Genomic DNA, 14,824 nt, shown 5'->3' with positions numbered 1-14,824 from the left:
TGCATGCGCACCACATGCGATTCCCCTGCCCTCCAGGGGAGGGTGGCCAGAGCGTGCGTATTACTTCGTCGCCGCGGGCGCAGCGGCGCCGCCGCCGCCCGACTTCTCCTTCTTGCACTCGGCGCGGAATTTTTTGCGCTCCTTGCCGTGCAGCCCCTTGGCGTCCGCTTCCTTCGAGCATTCCAGCGATTCGGCGGTGCGCGGCTTCTTCTCGGCCGGCGCCTTGGTCTCGGCCTTCGGAGCGGCGTCCTTGGCGGCGGGCGCGGCCGTTTGCGCGAAAGCGCCGCCCATCAGCAGCAGGGAGGCAAGGGCGGTTGCGGACGCGAGCGTGGAAATCGTCTTCATGGGGCACCTCGTGAGGGAAAGAGGGCCGAAACGTCGCGCGACGATGCTGAACCGTGGATGAACATGCAGCGGTCCCGCCGCCACAATATTTTAACGCGCAGGCGCGCTGGTGCGTTGTCGCAAGTCGGGGTTGCGCTAGGATAATGGTCTTACGCCAATGCCCCCCAAGGGAAACCAACCAAGGGAAACCAAGGGGAAACCAGGGATGACGGGAGACCAGGGATGACCATTCAGACCAGATTGTTGTGCGTGATTGCGGTGTCGGGCTTTGCAGCCTTTGCGGCGAGCGCGCCGGCGCAGGCCCTGACCGCGCAGGAATGCAGCGCCAAGTACCAGGCGGCCAAGTCGGCCGGCACCCTCGGCGGCCAGAAGTGGAATGATTTCCGCAAGGCGCAGTGCGGCGCCGACGCGACCCCGGCCGCAGCGCCCGCTGCTCCGCCGCCGGCAGCCGCCGCGCCCGCTCCGGCCGCGCCGAAGGAAGCCAAGCAGGCGCCCGCCGCGGCACCGGCGGCGCCGTCAGGACCCGCCGTGTTTCCGAATGCTATCGATCCCAAATACGCCAAGGAGTCCGAAGGCAAGGGACGCATGCACACCTGCGTCGACCAGTACAATGCCAACAAGGCCACCGGCGGCAATGGCGGCCTGAAGTGGATCCAGAAGGGCGGCGGCTATTACAGCGAATGCAACAAGCGCCTGAAGGGCGCCTGAGTCGGCCTCCGGGTTCGGCGAGCGGCCGGCGTTAGCCGGCCGCTTTCCGTTTGCACCGGCTCTATCGGCTGCAGCCCTTTACTGCTTTTCCGCCAGCAGCTTGTCCGCCGACTGCGCCAGCAATTGCGCGCGCTTGCGCGGGCCGCGCTCGAGGAACAGCAGGCTCTGGCCGAAGATGAAGCAGTAGAACAGGAAGGCTTGCGCATCGGCCTCTTCAGTCGGCAGCCCGGTGGCGCGATAGAGCTGGGCGACATTCTTCAGCCGCGCGGCATCGACGCTCGCGGCGGCGGCGGCAGCGGCCCCATCGGTGCGCGCCCATTGCCGGATCGCGAGCTCGACCGCCATCGCCTCGGTGTTCATGCGCTCCGAATACAGTGTGATGATCGCCTTCAGCCGCTCGCGCGCGCTGGCGCCGTCGAGTGCGGTCTGCTTCTCGATCGATGCGATGCGGCCGTCGCGCCAGCGCGTCAGCATGGCCTCGAGCAGCGCGGCGCGATCCCTGAAGCGGCGGTAGAAGCCGCCCTTGGTGACGCCGAGATTCTTCGCCAGCACCTCGACCCGTACGCCGTCGACCCCGCTATGCGCGAGTTCGGCAAAGCCCGCCGCGACCCAGACGTCGCCCTTGCTTTCAGTCATGTGATCTCCGCGTACCTGGTGCGCGATCGGATCGTTATCGCGCACTAGTCGCTTGTTTGAGCATGATCTCCGCGCAAACGCGTTGCGCTTGTCGCGAGGGAAAACCGCTTCGCACCTTTCCGGATCATGCTTTGATACGGTACCGTATTGCTAGCCTGCCTCGATCTTGATACGCTACCGTATCAGCAATCGAGGAGCGGCAGGATGGAAGGCGAGGCGACCTATCGCGGCACGGTCTATCCCTGGCACTGCGACCACATCGGCCACATGAACGTCATGTGGTATGTCGGCAAGTTCGATGAGGCGAGCTGGAACATGTTCGCGCGGCTCGGCCTGACGCCGAGCTATCTGCGCGAGTCCGGCCGCGGCATGGCCGCCGTGCAGCAGAACATCTCCTACAAGCGCGAACTGCTCGCCGGCGACCTCGTCGAGGTCAAGAGCCGGCTGGTCGAGTTCCGCGACAAGTCGATCCGCATCCTGCACGAGATGCGCAATGCGGAGACCGGCGAAATTGCCGCGACCTGCGAGATCGCGGCCGTGCATATCGATCGCGCCGCGCGCAAGGCGGCGCCGTTTGCGCCGGCGATCCGCTACGCCGCGATGCCGCATCTCGTCCCGTCAGAACCCGTGAGTGCGTGACCGCGATGCCCCGCTTCGAGCCGAAGAATCCCGATTATCACGCGGTCGCGACCGATACGTTCGCGCGCCAGCGCGCGATGCAGACGCTTGGTATCTCGATCGCGCGCATGGAGCCCGGTGAAGTCGATCTCGCGATGCCCTATGCACCGGAGTTCTGCCAGCAGAACGGCTTCGTGCATGCCGGGATCATCACCGCGGGCCTCGACAATGCCTGCGGCATCGCCGCCTTCACGCTGATGCCCGAAGGCTCCGACATCCTCACCGTGGAGTTCAAGACCAACCTCTTGGCGCCGGCCCGCGGCGAGCGGTTCGTGTTCCGCGGCGTCGTGGTCAAGCCCGGCCGCACGCTGACGGTCTGCGACGGCCGAGCCTATGCGATCCAGGACGGCGTCGAGACGCTGGTCGCGACCATGAGCGGCACGCTGATGGCGCTGGCACGGCGGGAAGGGTAGAAGCCTAACTCTGCGCGCGTTGCTTTCGCAGGGACGACGATTGTGAATGCAGGTCGCGCCACACACCCCGTGTCGTCCTGGCGAAGGCCGGACCCATTACCCCGAATCTCAATTGTTGCGCTTGCTGGGGCCACGATCCCGGTCATCACCGAATGCGGTGGTTATGGGTCCCTGCTTTCGCACTAGGGCATGCACATATCTCTGAGGCTCCATCCTGCTGCGACGGCCAGGAAGTATTCGAGGCCATTTTTGAAGGTGATGGGGCCTGGAGGTTTAGACGACGGGTAGCCGTCCCAACCGCCAAGGCGGCCGATGATCCAGGCTGCCCAGGTGAGGCTGTCGGGCGGATGTGGGTTTTTCAGTCGCTTGCTCCTGGCCTCGAGTTGCCGGTTGAGGGCGGCAAGCGCGTTGATCTCGTTGTCGTTGAAGGCAACGCGAATGGGCTGCTGACCGCCATCGCGCGCTTGCAGAAGCTGGATGGTGATGACGGCTGCCTTGGCGGCGATAGCGACCAGTTTGAGGAGACGATCGGCGGTTCCGATCTGGCTGTCTTCGAGCTTGAGGCCCTGCGTCTTCAGGACGCGGAAGAACTGCTCGATGATCCAGCGCTGCTTGTACCATTCGACGATACGCCAGGCGTCGTCGACGGTGGCGATCTCGTGAGAGGTGATCAGACGCCAGTGCAGCGGCTCTGCGCCGGGCCCGGCATTGATCTCGCACACGTCGACCACCGCCAGCGGCAAGCTTTTCGGCAAATGGCGCAGGAACTTGCTCTGCGGGCGGGCAAGCTCGATTGCGCCAAAGCGGAGTTCGAGATGGGCCTGACGTGCCGGTCGCGCCGCGCGCGCAGGCAGTTGGATCGCCCTCCGATCCACCACAGGCATGGCGTCGGTGGCCTCATACAGGCCGGTGCGGTCGGCAAGCTTGCGATCATGCATGCTGCGCGCGATGACATGGAAGTGCTGCTCGGCCGAGCTGGCATAAAGGGCAAAGATATCGCTCTCGCGATCACCGAGGACCGTCACCGTTCCGGCAGCGGTGAGCAGCGGCTTGGCCGCAATGGCGGTGGATATCCAGCGTTGCGATTCCTTGTCAGACAAGTCACGTGCGTCATGCGTCGTGGTGCGACGCCCCTGGCGCGTCCATACCTGCCCACTCAAAAGTCCAAGACAGCTGCCATCGTCGGCATCCACGGCCAGCAGCGGATGCAGCAGCACGCCGTGGTTATTGCCCTTGCCGATTTCGCCGAGCCCGCGCCGGCGTTGCGGCGTGGTGTTGAAGTGGATCTCGCTGGTGTCCTGGATCGCCAGCACATGGCGGCCCTCTACCGCGGCAACCGTGCTGTCGCCCCAGCTTTCGATGATCCGCTCCGCCGTCACCTTGTCGTGGCCGAGAAAGCGGTTGAACCGCACCTCCAGCGCACGATCACCCCTGGAAAGCCGCCGCAGGCAGACCGTCTTGCCCGCAACCATGCGTTCGACGAGCGCCGCCCCCCTTTATCGAGACGACGATCCCCGAACCGTCCTAACGTCCAGTCAATTCGTAACAACACCCGACACCCCCGTCCAACCTGGAGCGTCGCAATAGAAATCACACGGATCGCCGATTCTGGAATCCCCTGTCTCCATCCCGAGTCAATCCGCCGCACCAAATATGTGCATGCCCTAGTGCGAAAGCAGGGACGACAAGCGGGGATGATGGTCTGAGAAGGTGTGACGGATTTGAAAGCAGCGGCGCCCAAGATCTGCGCACGCATCCAAGACCGGCGCATTGACAAGCCATCGCCACACCGACCTGATAGGCGGATGTGTCGCGTGAGCTTCCTGCCATGATCGCCAGCCTCAGCCTGATCCTGCTCTGCCAGCTGGTCGGCGAGGTCGCCGTGCGCGCGCTGGCGGTGCCGGTGCCGGGTCCGGTGGTCGGCCTCGTGCTGCTGCTGTTGCTGCTGTTGGCGCGCGACCGCTTTCCGGCGCTGGCGCGCGGGCCGCTCGGCGATGACGGCGTCGAGAGCGCGAGTCGCGGCATGCTCGCCAATCTCTCGCTGCTGTTCATCCCGGCCGGCGTCGGCGTGGTGCAGAAGCTCGATCTGCTCGCCGAGCACGGCATCGCCGTCCTGGTGATCCTCGCGGTGTCGGTCATCGTCACCCTGCTGGCGACGGTTGCGACCTTCGTTGCGGCGAGCAGCCTGCTTTCGCGCGAGGAGGAGCGGCCGTGAGCGACAATCCGTTCTCGCTCTGGGTCTACCTCTCGCAGTCGCCGCTGCTCTGGCTGACGGTGACGCTGTTGACCTATGCGGTGGCCGACGCGGTGTCGCTGAAGACAAGGCGGCACCCGCTCGCCAATCCCGTGCTGCATTCGGTATGGATCATCGGCGTGTTCCTGCTGCTGACCGGGACCACCTACACCACCTATTTTGCCGGCGCGCAGTTCGTGCACTTCCTGCTCGGGCCGGCGACGGTGGCGCTCGCGGTGCCGCTCTACGAGAACCGCAGGCGGGTCGCGGCGGCGATCCTGCCGATGCTGGTTGCGCTCGCGATCGGCTCGCTGACGGCGATCGTCTCGGTGGTGCTGCTGGCGCAGGCGTTCGGGCTGCCGCGCCACGTCATCCTGTCGTTGGCGCCGAAATCGGTCACGGCCGGCGTTGCGATGGGCATCAGCGAATCCCTGCATGCCGATCCCTCGCTGACCGCGGTGTCGGTGATCCTCACCGGCATCATGGGAGCGATCATCGTCACGCCCCTGATGAACTTCACCGGCATCACCGACTTTCGCGCCCGCGGCTTTGCGGCGGGCATCGCCGCCCATGGCATCGGCACCGCGCGCGCCTTCCAGGTCGATGAGGTCGCTGGCGTGTTTGCCGGGATCGCGATGAGCCTGAATGCGCTGGTCACCTCGCTGCTGGTGCCGCTGGCTGTGACTTATCTGCTGCGCTGAGCATGATCCGGACCCGGAGGGCCGCGTTAGCGCAAAGTGGGAACCGGTTTTCCCTCGCGACAAACGCAACGCGTTTGCGCGGAGATCATGCTGATATAGAGAGTCCGGCTGCAGGGCAGTTTTGTGCTATTGGTATGGCGTTGAGCAGCAAATCCTTCTAGGGTCGCCGCCTCAAACGCGAGTCTGTTCCCCTTGGTCTTCACCGCAACTCAAAGCATGCTTGGGCTGGCATCGGGCATGCTGGTCGGTTTTTCGCTGGGCCTGGTCGGCGGCGGCGGCTCGATCCTTGCCGTGCCGCTGATGGTCTATGTGGTCGGCGTGCCGGAGCCGCATGTCGCGATCGGCACCTCGGCGATCGCGGTCGCTGCCAACGCCGCAGTCAATCTCTCCAACCACGCCCGTGGCGGCACCGTGATCTGGTCCTGCGCGCTGGTGTTCGCGCTGTCAGGCATGCTGGGCGCATTCGGCGGCTCGATCCTCGGCAAGATGCTGGAGGGGCAGAAGCTGCTCGCGCTGTTCTCGCTGGTGATGCTGGTCATCGCGGGCCTGATGCTGAAGAGCCGCGCGCGGGTCGGGCTGACCGACGTCAAGATCTCGATGTCCAACATGCCCGCGATCATCGGCCTCGGGCTTGCCACCGGAACCATGTCCGGCTTCTTCGGCATCGGCGGCGGCTTCCTGATCGTGCCGGCCCTGATGCTGGCGACCGGGATGCCGATCATGAACGCGGTCAGTTCCTCGCTGGTGGCCGTCACCGCCTTCGGCATGACCACGGCCCTGAGCTATGCGTGGTCCGGGCTGGTGTCGTGGGGCCTGGCGGGGCTATTCGTCGCCGGCGGCATCGCGGGCGGTCTGCTCGGCACACGCAGCGCCCGCCACCTGTCGGAACGGCGCGGCGCCCTTAATATCGTGTTTGCGACTGTGATTATCGTGGTGGCGATCTATATGCTGCTGCGTAACATCGATGTGTCCTGAACGTAGGAGGGCGAGGAGCCCTTGCGAAAGCCAGCCATGACCCAACTGACGAAATCGCCTCGGATCAACGCCGGTGCCACCCGCCGCGGCGCGCTCGGCCTGATCGGTGCCGGCATCGCGCTCATGGCTGCGGGCGCCGCGCGCGCCGAGGATGACAATGTCCTGACCGAGGAACAGGTGCTGCGCGATCCGGACATTCCGGTGATCGGCAACCCGAAGGGCGACATCACCATCGTCGAATGGTTCGACTACAACTGCCCGTATTGCCGCAAGCTCGCGCCGGAGCTGCGCCAGGTGGTGCAGGACGACGGCAAGGTCCGCCTCGTGCTGAAGGATTGGCCGATCCTCGGGCCGGTCTCCAAGGTCGCGGCGCGGATGGCGCTGGCGGCGAAGTACCAGAACAAGTTCGACGTCGCGCATGAGGCGATGATCTCGGTCAATTCGCGCATCACCGAGCCGCGCATCGCCGAGCTGCTCTCGGGCGCCGGCCTTGACATGGACCGCCTGAAGAAGGATCACGACGCCAACGCCAAGGCGATCGACGCGATCCTTTCGCGCAACAACGAGCAGGCGCTGGCATTCGGCTTCAACGGCACGCCGTCATTCATCGTCGGCAAGTACCGCGTGCCGGGCGTGCTCAGCATGGATCAGTTCGAGCAGGTGATCGCCGACGCCCGCAAGGCCAATATGGGCCGCAAGACCGAGCAGAATTGATCGCGCGTCCTGCGACGAAAATGGCCCCTCCGGCGCCGGAGAGGCCATTTGTTTTGTGTCGGCTTGAAAACAATCGTTACTTCGCCGCGATCTTGTCCCACTGCTCGCGGGTGCGCGTCTTCAGCAGGTTCCAGTCATGCGCCGCGACGTCCCAATTGACGATGGTGCGCGTGTCCTGCGCCACCTCGCCATTGGCGACGCTCGACGTCCGCATCGAGTCATAGACATAAACGCCGCATATCAGCAGCAGCGCGCCCAAAATCATGCCGAAAAAGGTCCGCATCGCCTAATCCCTCCGGTGTCGGAAGCATAACGTTGTGGGGCTCGCTGTGGTTCCGGCGATCGATCAGCTTCGCGCGAACGCCCGCATCACGTAATCGATGAACACGCGCACGCGCGGCGAGAGCTGGCGGTTGCGCGGATAGAGCAGGTTTACCGGCACCGATGGCGGCGGACATTGCTGCAGCACCGCGACCAGCGTTCCATTGGCAAGATCGGTTTCGGCATGGAAGCGCGGCACCTGCACGAGGCCGAGACCGAGTTTGGCGCTCGCCAGATAACTCTCGGGGCCGGTCACCGACATCGGCGCCGGCAGCGGAAACTGCTTCAGCGCGCCGTCGATCACGAATTCCATCGGCCGCAGGCGTCCCGTGGTCAGCGAGCGGATGCCGATCATGCGATGGCCGTCGAGTGCGAACGGGTCGACCGGCGTGCCGAAGCGCGCAAGATAATCCGGCGTCGCGCAGGTCAACCGCTCCAGCATCGTGACCTGCCGCGCGATCATGTCGCTGTCGGGCAGCTTGCCAAAACGCAGCACGCAGTCGACGCCTTCGCGGATCAGATCGACCCAGCGGTCGCTCTCGCTCATGTTGATCTCGATGTCGGGATATTCGGCGAGGAAGCCCGGCAGGTTCGGCAGCAGGAAGTGCCGCGCCAGCGTGCCCTGCACCTCGAGCCGCAGCAGTCCCTTCGGCCGCGCGCCGCCGAACGCGCCCTCGGCGTCCTCGAGGTCCGCGATCAGCGACAGGCAGCGGCGGTAGTGCGCCTCGCCGTCGAGCGTCGCGCGCACCGTGCGCGTGGTGCGCTCGAGCAGCCGCACGCCGAGCCGCGCCTCCAGCCCCTTCACCGCGTCCGTCACCGTCGAGCGCGGCAGCCCCAGATCCTCGGCGGCCAGCGAAAAGCTGCGCCGCTCGACCACCCGGGTGAACACGCGCATCGCGTCGAAACGGTCCATCTATTATCCGGATGTAACGAATAGTGATGCCAGAAGATGCATGATTATCCGGCATACGCCAAGGCATAGTGTCCTGCCATCGAACGCGGCGCGGCCGCACCACCAGATGGGAGACTGAAAATGACCAACCAAACCAACAAGGTGGCCCTGGTGACGGGCGCCTCGCGCGGGATCGGCGCGGCGGTTGCCGAACGCCTTGCCAGGGACGGCTTCACCGTCGTCATCAACTACTCCGGCGACGCCAAGTCCGCGCAGGCGGTGGCCGACAGGATCGAGGCCGCCGGCGGCCGGGCACTGACCGCGAAGGCCGATGTCAGCGATGCCAGCGCGGTGCGCGGCATGTTCGACGCGGCGGAAGCCGCCTTCGGCGGCGTCGACGTGCTGGTCAACAATGCCGGCATCATGAAGCTCGGCAAGATCGCCGACAGCGACGATGCCGCGTTCGACCAGCAGGTCGCGGTCAATTTGAAGGGCAGCTTCAACACCATGCGCGAGGCGGCGCGCCGGCTGCGCAACGGCGGACGCATCGTCAACTTCTCGACCAGCGTGGTCGGCACCAGGCTCGAGACCTACGGCATCTATGTCGCGACCAAGGCCGCGATCGAGTCGTTGACCGCGATCCTGTCCAAGGAGTTGCGCGGCCGCGGCATCACGGTGAATGCGGTCGCGCCCGGGCCGACCGCGACCGATCTGTTCCTGCACGGCAAGTCGGACGAGCTGATCGACCGCTTCGCCAAGATGGTGCCGCTGGAGCGGCTCGGCACGCCCGACGACATCGCCTCTGTCGTGTCGTTCCTCGCCGGGCCCGACGGGTCCTGGATCAACGGCCAGACGCTGCGCGCCAATGGCGGCCTGGTCTGACGCCCGCACATCTCCAACCCAACGCGCATTCAACCGATTTCACAGGGATATTTGTCATGAAACAGGTCATCGTCATCACCGGCGCTTCGAGCGGCTTCGGCCGCCTCACCGCCAACGCGCTCGCCAGGGCCGGCCACACCGTCTACGCCTCGATGCGTCACACCACCGGCCGCAACGCCGCCGCGGTCGCCGATATCGAGGAGTTCGCGCGCGACAACACGGTCGACCTGCGCGCGCTCGAGTTCGATGTCGGATCGCAGGCGTCGGTCGATGCGGCGATTGCGCAGAAGCGCGTCTCGGCCCCGATGCAGCCGCGCGGCCGCAGCCGGGCCGTCGACCCTTCGAGACGCGCTTCGCGCTCCTCAGGGTGACGGAAGAGATTTCCTCAGGTGTCGCCAGTAGCTGCTCCATTCAGCCACTGCATGATCTCCGCATTGATCTCGCGCGGGTAGGTGTGGCTGAGATCGTCGATCTCGCGATAGGTCACCCTGGCGCCGGCGGCCGACAGCAGGCCTTGGGTCTGCCGCGCGGTCTGCACCGGAAACATCCAGTCGAGCCGGCCATGGGTGATGAAGATCGGCAAGCCGCGCAGCCGCTCCGCGTCGGCCATCTCCGCCATCAGCGGATGGAAGGTCGCCGCAACCGGCGCCAGATGCGTGAAGCGCGAGGCGCCGTCGAGCCCGCTCACATAGCTGAAGGTGCCGCCGTCGCTCATGCCGGTCAGCAGCAGGCGCGTCTCGTCGATCGTCCAGCGCGCCCGCACCTGGTCGAGGATGCGGTTGAGGTTTGGCGTGTCGGTGTCCTCGCCCATCAGTGCCCAGGTCTGGCCGGTCGCGGTCGGCGCCACCAGGATGGCGCCGCGGCTGCGCGCATCGCGCAGCCAGCTCCACAGGAAGCCGCGGCCGTTGCCGCTGCCGCCATGCAGCGCCATCACCAGCGGCCAGGCGCGATCGGGCGTGTAGTATTCCGGCACGTACATCGAGAAGCCGCCGCGGCTGCCCGGCTCGTTGCGCTCATGGAAGATGCCGGTGTCGGCGTTGGGCTTGGCCGCGAGCTTCGCCTGCAACTCGGTATTCTCGCGCAGATCGGGCGCGATGAAGAAACCGCTGACCGGCGGCAGCTCGGTCAAGGGATAGAGCGCCTCCTGCGCCCGCGGCAGATAGCGCAGCGCGCGGAACACGCTGACCAGGTCGCCTTCGCCGTTCTGCACTGCGCGCAGGCCCGCATAGCCGGACAGCGCCGGTTCGATCGCAGCTTCCAGCGCGGTCTTGATGTGCGCGAATTTCTCCGGCCATGCGGCAAGCCGCGGCCGCACCGCCTGCAAGGCCTCCTCCGGCTCGCCCGCGATCTGCATCACCCGATCGAAGTCCGGCGGATTGAGGTTGCGCGCGACAAAGGACAGCGACTCCAGCGTCTGCAGCAGCGTCTGCAGCACGGCCACGATGTCGTCAACCACGGCCTCGCTCATCGCTGCTGCCTCTTCTGTTTTGTATTAGTGTAGCCGCGGCGCCTTCAACAGCTTCATGCGGTCGATCGAGGTCAGCGTGACGTCGAAGGTGACGCCCTCGTGATAGATGGTCAGCGGCACGTCGACGCCGGCCGCGCCGAGCGACCAGAGCTTGCGGTAGAAGCCGGCCTGGCTCGTCACCTTGTCGCCGTCGACCGCGAGGATCACGTCGCCGGTCTTCAGTTCGGCGCGCGCCGCGGGTCCCTTGCTGGCGACGCCGACCACCACGAGGCGATTGTCGATCTCGGTCGTGTACATGCCGAGCCACGGCCGTGCCGGCTTGTCGACCCGGCCGTACTTGCGCAAATCGTCCAGCACCGGATTGAGCAGATCGATCGGCACGATCATGTTGACGTGCTCGGCGTGGCCCGAGCGCTCGCGTTCGAGCTGCAGCGAGCCGATGCCGATCAGCTCGCCGGCATTGTTGATCAGCCCGGTGCCGCCCCAGTTCGGATGCGACGGAGAGGTGAAGATCGCCTCGTCGAGCAGATACTCCCAGTAGCCGGCGAATTCCTGCTTCGCCGCGATCTGGCTTGCGACCGAGCGCGTGCGGCCGCCGGCGCCGCCGAGCACTACATTGTCGCCGACCTGGGTCGCCGCCGACGAGCCGATCCGCAGCGGCTCGAGATCGAGCCGGCCGAGCGCCTGCACCAGGCCGAAGCCGGATTCGAAATCGAAGCCGAGCGCGTGGCCCTCGACCGCGCGGCCGTCGCCGAGATGCAGCCACACCGTGGCGGCTTCGGTGATCAGATAGCCGATCGTCAGCACCAGCCCGTCGTCGATCAGGACGCCATTGCCGGCGCGCTCGGTGCCGAGCGTCTCGGCGCTGAAAGCATCCGGCGGAATGATCGAATGCAACCCGACCACACTCATCAGCGCGCGATCGAGATCGTAACGGTAATCCTCGGGGCGAGGCTGAAAGGCCGCGGGCACTTTCCATTCGGTCGCGGAGGGCATCAAGGGATCTCCTGGCGTGCAGGGCGCTGGAACCTCAAGGTAGACCGAGGTTCTGCCGGCAGGGAAGATGGAATGATATACCTTGCAGGGCCGCCTGCACAGCTCATGTGGCGTGCAGACCTGCTCCTCGCAAGATGATTGAACCTATTCGGTTTTTGCCGCACGCGCCGGCATGATGCGGAAGGCGCGGTTGTCCTTGATCCACGCGGCGCGCTCGTCGCGCAGCATGGTGCGGCGAACCTTTCCGGAATCGTCGCGCGGCGCGGTGCCGACGCGCTCGAAACTTTCCGGATGCTTGTAGCGGCTGAGCCGGTCCTTCAGGAAATCGCCCATGCCGTCGGCGATCGCTTGTGCATCGGCGCTGTCGGCGAGCTCGAGGATCGCGTGCACGCGCTGGCCGAATTCCGGATCGGGCAGTCCGACCACGACGCAGGAGCGCACCTCGGGATGCTCGCTGACAGCGGCCTCGACCTCGGCCGGATAGATGTTGGCGCCGCCGCGCAGCACCATGTCGGCGAGCCGGTCGCCGAGATAGAGATAACCCTCTTCGTCGAGCCGGCCGATATCGCCGAGCGACTCCCAGCCATCCGGCCGCCGCTTCGGCGTTGCGCCGAGGTAGTGATAGGTCGAGCCGGCGCCGTCGTTGGGCAGGAAATAGATTTCGCCGGTCTCGCCGGGCGCGACGTCGTTGCCGTCCTCGCCGATGATGCGCAGCTTTGCCGTCTCGCCGATCTTGCCGACCGAGCCCTTGTGCGCCATCCATTCGACGCCCGAGATCACGCAGGCGCCCTGCCGCTCGGTGCCGCCATAGAGCTCCCAGATCCGCTCGGGGCCGAGCCATTCGATCCACTTCTCCTTCAGCCAGGGCGGCATCGGAGCCGCCATGTGAAACACGATCTTCAGACTGGAGACGTCGTAGCGGCTGCGCACCTCCTCGGGCAGCGCCCAGATCCGGTGCATCATGGTCGGCACGAAATTCACCCACTGCACGCGCTCGCGCTCGATCAGCCGCAGCGTCTCCTCGGCGTCGAACTTCACCATGCCGGTGACCCTTCCGCCCCCGAACAGCGCAAAGTGCGAGAGGATGAACGGCGCATTGTGATAGAGCGGCCCTGGATTGAGCAGCGAGGTGTCGCGCGCAATGCCAAGCGTCGCCTCGGCCGTGGTCTCGATCACCGCGGGGTTGTGATCGAGGATCACCTTCGGCCGTCCCGTCGAGCCGCCGCTCGTCATCGCCTTCCAATAGCGCGCGACCGGCGCATCGAGCGGCTCCTCGGAGAATCCATCCGGCACGAAATTCACCGGCAGCGAATTCGGCGCATTCCAGTCGGCCTCGCCGCCGACCACCAGCGACGGTTTTAGAATCTCGAGCACCGCGGCGGCCTCGCCGCGTGGCAGCCGCCATGACAGCGAGGTCGGCGTCGCGCCGCACTTCCACACCGCGAAGGTCGTCTCGAAGAACGCGTTGCTGTTGGGCAGCCCGATCGCGACGAAGTCGCCGGGCTTGACGCCCTTGGCGGCGAAGACGCGCGCCCGTGCGTTGGCGCGGCGCTCGAGCTCGAGCCAGGTCAGCGCATCCGCGCCATGACTGATGGCGATCGCATCCGCAGGCTTGCGTTCGGCATACCAGCGCGGCACGTCGGCGAGGGGGATCAGCATGGGTCGTTTCCGTCGGAAAAGGCGGCTTGAAGCGCTCTTGTTGCAGGGATGTGGTCAACGCCACGGCCGCCACTTCACCAAGAGTGCAGTCCCCGTGTCAAGCCGGCGCATGTGGCCGGTATCCCGCTGATGGAATTGCAGAATCCCTGTTCGCTAAAAGCCGGGTCAAGATTCCGGTAAAGTTCAAGCGATCGCGCTAAGCCGGACTTTACGGGGGGCCGGCATTGTGACCGCTGCGGTTCTGTGCCGGGCGCGTCGATCGACGTGCGCGGTGTGCAATGTCTTTCAATGACCAATGGCTTCAAGGACGGCGACGATGGCGAGCAATGGAGCACGGATCAAGGTCAGTCGCGAGCCGCGGCGCCAGCTCAACAATCGTGCGGCCTGGATCACGGTCGACGACGGCGCGACCGAGAGCCAATGCGCCGTGGTCGACATCTCGCCGGGCGGCGCCAAGATCACCACCGAGGTCGAGTTCGAGGTGAATGACCGCCTCGCGCTGACGCTGCTCGCCGATCACGCCAAGCGCTACCCTTGCAAGGTGGTCTGGCGTCGCGGCAAGACCTACGGGCTCAAATTCGTGACGGCCGAAGTCGAGCCGGTTGAGCCGGCCGCGGAGCCGGCCGGCGCGGTCTAGCGCGGCGTTTCATCAATCAATGTTCGAATGGACGTTCGGCGCAGACCATCGCCGATCGGATCGGGCGCGCGTTCAATGGCTCACGCGAGGACGTCCCGCGCAAGCGTGGCTCGCGTCATCGCCGCTGCGGGTTGTCGGCATTGCCGGTGGTGGTGCCCGTCGGGCCTCCCGGAAGCGCCGGTGCGGCGCTGCCGCCGCCGGTGCCGGAAGACGGTGCGACGCGCTGGCCGGACTGGGTCGGGAGCGCTGTGCCGCCGACGCCGTTCGACGGCGCGGCGCGGTCGCCCGGCCTGGGCGGCAGCGGCGTGCCGCCGGTGTTTTGCGCGAGAAGCTGGGCCGGTGCGAGGACGAGGCCGGCGGCGACGACGATGGCGAATTTGGTCTTGAGCATGCGCTGGTCCGAGATGGCGCGGTGAGGCTGGAGCGATGGGCACAGCCGCGACGGAGACGAGATATCCGCCAAGCCCGCGAGATTACGATACCAGCATAACGTCAGCCGCATTTGATGCGTTCCCGGACGCCTCGCCAGCGAGGAAGCACATATCCGTGTAATGGAAGGTCTCGAC

18 protein-coding genes and 1 pseudogene are annotated in these 14,824 nt (G+C 65.9%); 10 read left to right on the top strand and 9 right to left on the bottom strand.

Translation table 11 applies throughout. The annotated features are described in order from the left end of the window. Positions 1–60: 60 nt before the first annotated feature. A complete protein-coding gene (locus JEY66_RS38370) occupies positions 61–345 on the bottom strand; it encodes a PsiF family protein (RefSeq protein ID WP_018269665.1) in 285 nt (94 codons plus the stop codon). 222 nt (positions 346–567) lie between these two features. On the opposite strand from JEY66_RS38370, the gene JEY66_RS38365 reads away from it, so the two are divergent. Continuing rightward, positions 568–1,053, top strand: coding sequence for a hypothetical protein (locus JEY66_RS38365; RefSeq protein WP_018269666.1), 486 nt, complete (start codon positions 568–570; stop codon positions 1,051–1,053). A gap of 78 nt (positions 1,054–1,131) precedes the next feature. On the opposite strand, the gene JEY66_RS38360 is transcribed toward JEY66_RS38365, so the two are convergent. After that, positions 1,132–1,689, bottom strand: coding sequence for a TetR/AcrR family transcriptional regulator (locus JEY66_RS38360; RefSeq protein ID WP_026192202.1), 558 nt, complete (start codon positions 1,687–1,689; stop codon positions 1,132–1,134). Positions 1,690–1,893: 204 nt separating this feature from the next. Here JEY66_RS38360 and JEY66_RS38355 point away from each other — a divergent pair, with 204 nt between their 5' ends. Both JEY66_RS38355 and JEY66_RS38350 read left to right on the top strand, forming a co-directional pair. After that, complete coding sequence (locus JEY66_RS38355; protein ID WP_018269668.1) at positions 1,894–2,328, top strand: acyl-CoA thioesterase; 435 nt, start codon at positions 1,894–1,896, stop codon at positions 2,326–2,328. Between the two features lie 5 nt (positions 2,329–2,333). Continuing rightward, positions 2,334–2,780: a PaaI family thioesterase gene (locus JEY66_RS38350; RefSeq protein ID WP_026192203.1), complete on the top strand. Its 447-nt coding sequence runs from the start codon at positions 2,334–2,336 to the stop codon at positions 2,778–2,780. 182 nt (positions 2,781–2,962) lie between these two features. On the opposite strand, the gene JEY66_RS38345 is transcribed toward JEY66_RS38350, so the two are convergent. Continuing rightward, on the bottom strand, positions 2,963–4,252 hold the full coding sequence (locus tag JEY66_RS38345; protein WP_018269112.1) for an IS4 family transposase: 1,290 nt from the start codon (positions 4,250–4,252) through the stop codon (positions 2,963–2,965). Between the two features lie 356 nt (positions 4,253–4,608). Between JEY66_RS38345 and JEY66_RS38340 the strand changes: the two genes are divergently transcribed. The 4 genes from JEY66_RS38340 to JEY66_RS38325 all read left to right on the top strand — a co-directional run bounded on the left by JEY66_RS38340 (position 4,609) and on the right by JEY66_RS38325 (position 7,403). Then, the gene (locus tag JEY66_RS38340) at positions 4,609–4,995 is read left to right on the top strand and encodes a CidA/LrgA family protein (RefSeq protein ID WP_018269670.1); all 387 of its coding nucleotides are present in this window, start codon (positions 4,609–4,611) and stop codon (positions 4,993–4,995) included. Further along, complete coding sequence (locus tag JEY66_RS38335) at positions 4,992–5,714, top strand: LrgB family protein (RefSeq protein WP_018269671.1); 723 nt, start codon at positions 4,992–4,994, stop codon at positions 5,712–5,714. The genes JEY66_RS38340 and JEY66_RS38335 overlap by 4 nt, the downstream gene beginning before the upstream one ends. Before the next feature lie 237 nt (positions 5,715–5,951). Beyond that, positions 5,952–6,689 (top strand): sulfite exporter TauE/SafE family protein, encoded by a 738-nt coding sequence (locus JEY66_RS38330; RefSeq protein WP_016841534.1) that lies wholly within the window; start codon positions 5,952–5,954, stop codon positions 6,687–6,689. Between the two features lie 36 nt (positions 6,690–6,725). Beyond that, complete coding sequence (locus JEY66_RS38325; protein WP_018269672.1) at positions 6,726–7,403, top strand: DsbA family protein; 678 nt, start codon at positions 6,726–6,728, stop codon at positions 7,401–7,403. Positions 7,404–7,479: 76 nt separating this feature from the next. On the opposite strand, the gene JEY66_RS38320 is transcribed toward JEY66_RS38325, so the two are convergent. Both JEY66_RS38320 and JEY66_RS38315 read right to left on the bottom strand, forming a co-directional pair. Next, positions 7,480–7,686, bottom strand: a complete 207-nt coding sequence (locus tag JEY66_RS38320; protein WP_016841536.1) for a hypothetical protein — start codon at positions 7,684–7,686, stop codon at positions 7,480–7,482. A 63-nt stretch (positions 7,687–7,749) separates the two neighbouring features. Next, positions 7,750–8,637, bottom strand: coding sequence for a LysR family transcriptional regulator (locus JEY66_RS38315; protein WP_016841537.1), 888 nt, complete (start codon positions 8,635–8,637; stop codon positions 7,750–7,752). A gap of 120 nt (positions 8,638–8,757) precedes the next feature. Between JEY66_RS38315 and JEY66_RS38310 the strand changes: the two genes are divergently transcribed. Both JEY66_RS38310 and JEY66_RS38305 read left to right on the top strand, forming a co-directional pair. Beyond that, positions 8,758–9,498, top strand: a complete 741-nt coding sequence (locus tag JEY66_RS38310) for an SDR family oxidoreductase (protein WP_016841538.1) — start codon at positions 8,758–8,760, stop codon at positions 9,496–9,498. A gap of 56 nt (positions 9,499–9,554) precedes the next feature. Continuing rightward, a pseudogene (locus JEY66_RS38305) lies at positions 9,555–9,785 on the top strand (SDR family NAD(P)-dependent oxidoreductase); the annotation flags it as partial. 98 nt (positions 9,786–9,883) lie between these two features. Here JEY66_RS38305 and JEY66_RS38300 read toward each other — a convergent pair. The 3 genes from JEY66_RS38300 to JEY66_RS38290 all read right to left on the bottom strand — a co-directional run bounded on the left by JEY66_RS38300 (position 9,884) and on the right by JEY66_RS38290 (position 13,621). Beyond that, positions 9,884–10,966 carry a carboxylesterase family protein gene (locus JEY66_RS38300; RefSeq protein WP_016841540.1) on the bottom strand — a complete coding sequence of 361 codons (1,083 nt, stop codon included), beginning with the start codon at positions 10,964–10,966 and terminating at the stop codon, positions 9,884–9,886. A gap of 24 nt (positions 10,967–10,990) precedes the next feature. Further along, entirely contained in the window at positions 10,991–11,962 is a 972-nt protein-coding gene (locus JEY66_RS38295) for a S1C family serine protease (RefSeq protein WP_016841541.1), read from the bottom strand. Between the two features lie 144 nt (positions 11,963–12,106). Beyond that, positions 12,107–13,621, bottom strand: a complete 1,515-nt coding sequence (locus JEY66_RS38290; protein ID WP_016841542.1) for an AMP-binding protein — start codon at positions 13,619–13,621, stop codon at positions 12,107–12,109. 316 nt (positions 13,622–13,937) lie between these two features. Here JEY66_RS38290 and JEY66_RS38285 point away from each other — a divergent pair, with 316 nt between their 5' ends. After that, positions 13,938–14,258: a PilZ domain-containing protein gene (locus JEY66_RS38285; protein WP_050999503.1), complete on the top strand. Its 321-nt coding sequence runs from the start codon at positions 13,938–13,940 to the stop codon at positions 14,256–14,258. A 115-nt stretch (positions 14,259–14,373) separates the two neighbouring features. On the opposite strand, the gene JEY66_RS38280 is transcribed toward JEY66_RS38285, so the two are convergent. Beyond that, complete coding sequence (locus JEY66_RS38280) at positions 14,374–14,649, bottom strand: hypothetical protein (RefSeq protein WP_018269674.1); 276 nt, start codon at positions 14,647–14,649, stop codon at positions 14,374–14,376. Positions 14,650–14,824 lie beyond the last annotated feature (175 nt).

It is taken from the genome of Bradyrhizobium elkanii USDA 76 (assembly GCF_023278185.1).
Classification (GTDB): Bacteria; Pseudomonadota; Alphaproteobacteria; order Rhizobiales; family Xanthobacteraceae; genus Bradyrhizobium; species Bradyrhizobium elkanii.
This window is presented reverse-complemented; position numbering and strand designations above follow the sequence as displayed.

What these genes read in the sequence shown, in the direction of transcription:
- JEY66_RS38370 (WP_018269665.1), bottom strand. Translation starts at nt 345, where the DNA reads ATGAAGACGATTTCCACGCTCGCGTCCGCAACCGCCCTTGCCTCCCTG.
- JEY66_RS38365 (WP_018269666.1), top strand. Translation starts at nt 568, where the DNA reads ATGACCATTCAGACCAGATTGTTGTGCGTGATTGCGGTGTCGGGCTTT.
- JEY66_RS38360 (WP_026192202.1), bottom strand. Translation starts at nt 1,689, where the DNA reads ATGACTGAAAGCAAGGGCGACGTCTGGGTCGCGGCGGGCTTTGCCGAA.
- JEY66_RS38355 (WP_018269668.1), top strand. Translation starts at nt 1,894, where the DNA reads ATGGAAGGCGAGGCGACCTATCGCGGCACGGTCTATCCCTGGCACTGC.
- JEY66_RS38350 (WP_026192203.1), top strand. Translation starts at nt 2,334, where the DNA reads ATGCCCCGCTTCGAGCCGAAGAATCCCGATTATCACGCGGTCGCGACC.
- JEY66_RS38345 (WP_018269112.1), bottom strand. Translation starts at nt 4,252, where the DNA reads ATGGTTGCGGGCAAGACGGTCTGCCTGCGGCGGCTTTCCAGGGGTGAT.
- JEY66_RS38340 (WP_018269670.1), top strand. Translation starts at nt 4,609, where the DNA reads ATGATCGCCAGCCTCAGCCTGATCCTGCTCTGCCAGCTGGTCGGCGAG.
- JEY66_RS38330 (WP_016841534.1), top strand. Translation starts at nt 5,952, where the DNA reads ATGCTGGTCGGTTTTTCGCTGGGCCTGGTCGGCGGCGGCGGCTCGATC.
- JEY66_RS38325 (WP_018269672.1), top strand. Translation starts at nt 6,726, where the DNA reads ATGACCCAACTGACGAAATCGCCTCGGATCAACGCCGGTGCCACCCGC.
- JEY66_RS38320 (WP_016841536.1), bottom strand. Translation starts at nt 7,686, where the DNA reads ATGCGGACCTTTTTCGGCATGATTTTGGGCGCGCTGCTGCTGATATGC.
- JEY66_RS38315 (WP_016841537.1), bottom strand. Translation starts at nt 8,637, where the DNA reads ATGGACCGTTTCGACGCGATGCGCGTGTTCACCCGGGTGGTCGAGCGG.
- JEY66_RS38310 (WP_016841538.1), top strand. Translation starts at nt 8,758, where the DNA reads ATGACCAACCAAACCAACAAGGTGGCCCTGGTGACGGGCGCCTCGCGC.
- JEY66_RS38300 (WP_016841540.1), bottom strand. Translation starts at nt 10,966, where the DNA reads ATGAGCGAGGCCGTGGTTGACGACATCGTGGCCGTGCTGCAGACGCTG.
- JEY66_RS38295 (WP_016841541.1), bottom strand. Translation starts at nt 11,962, where the DNA reads ATGCCCTCCGCGACCGAATGGAAAGTGCCCGCGGCCTTTCAGCCTCGC.
- JEY66_RS38290 (WP_016841542.1), bottom strand. Translation starts at nt 13,621, where the DNA reads ATGCTGATCCCCCTCGCCGACGTGCCGCGCTGGTATGCCGAACGCAAG.
- JEY66_RS38285 (WP_050999503.1), top strand. Translation starts at nt 13,938, where the DNA reads ATGGCGAGCAATGGAGCACGGATCAAGGTCAGTCGCGAGCCGCGGCGC.
- JEY66_RS38280 (WP_018269674.1), bottom strand. Translation starts at nt 14,649, where the DNA reads ATGCTCAAGACCAAATTCGCCATCGTCGTCGCCGCCGGCCTCGTCCTC.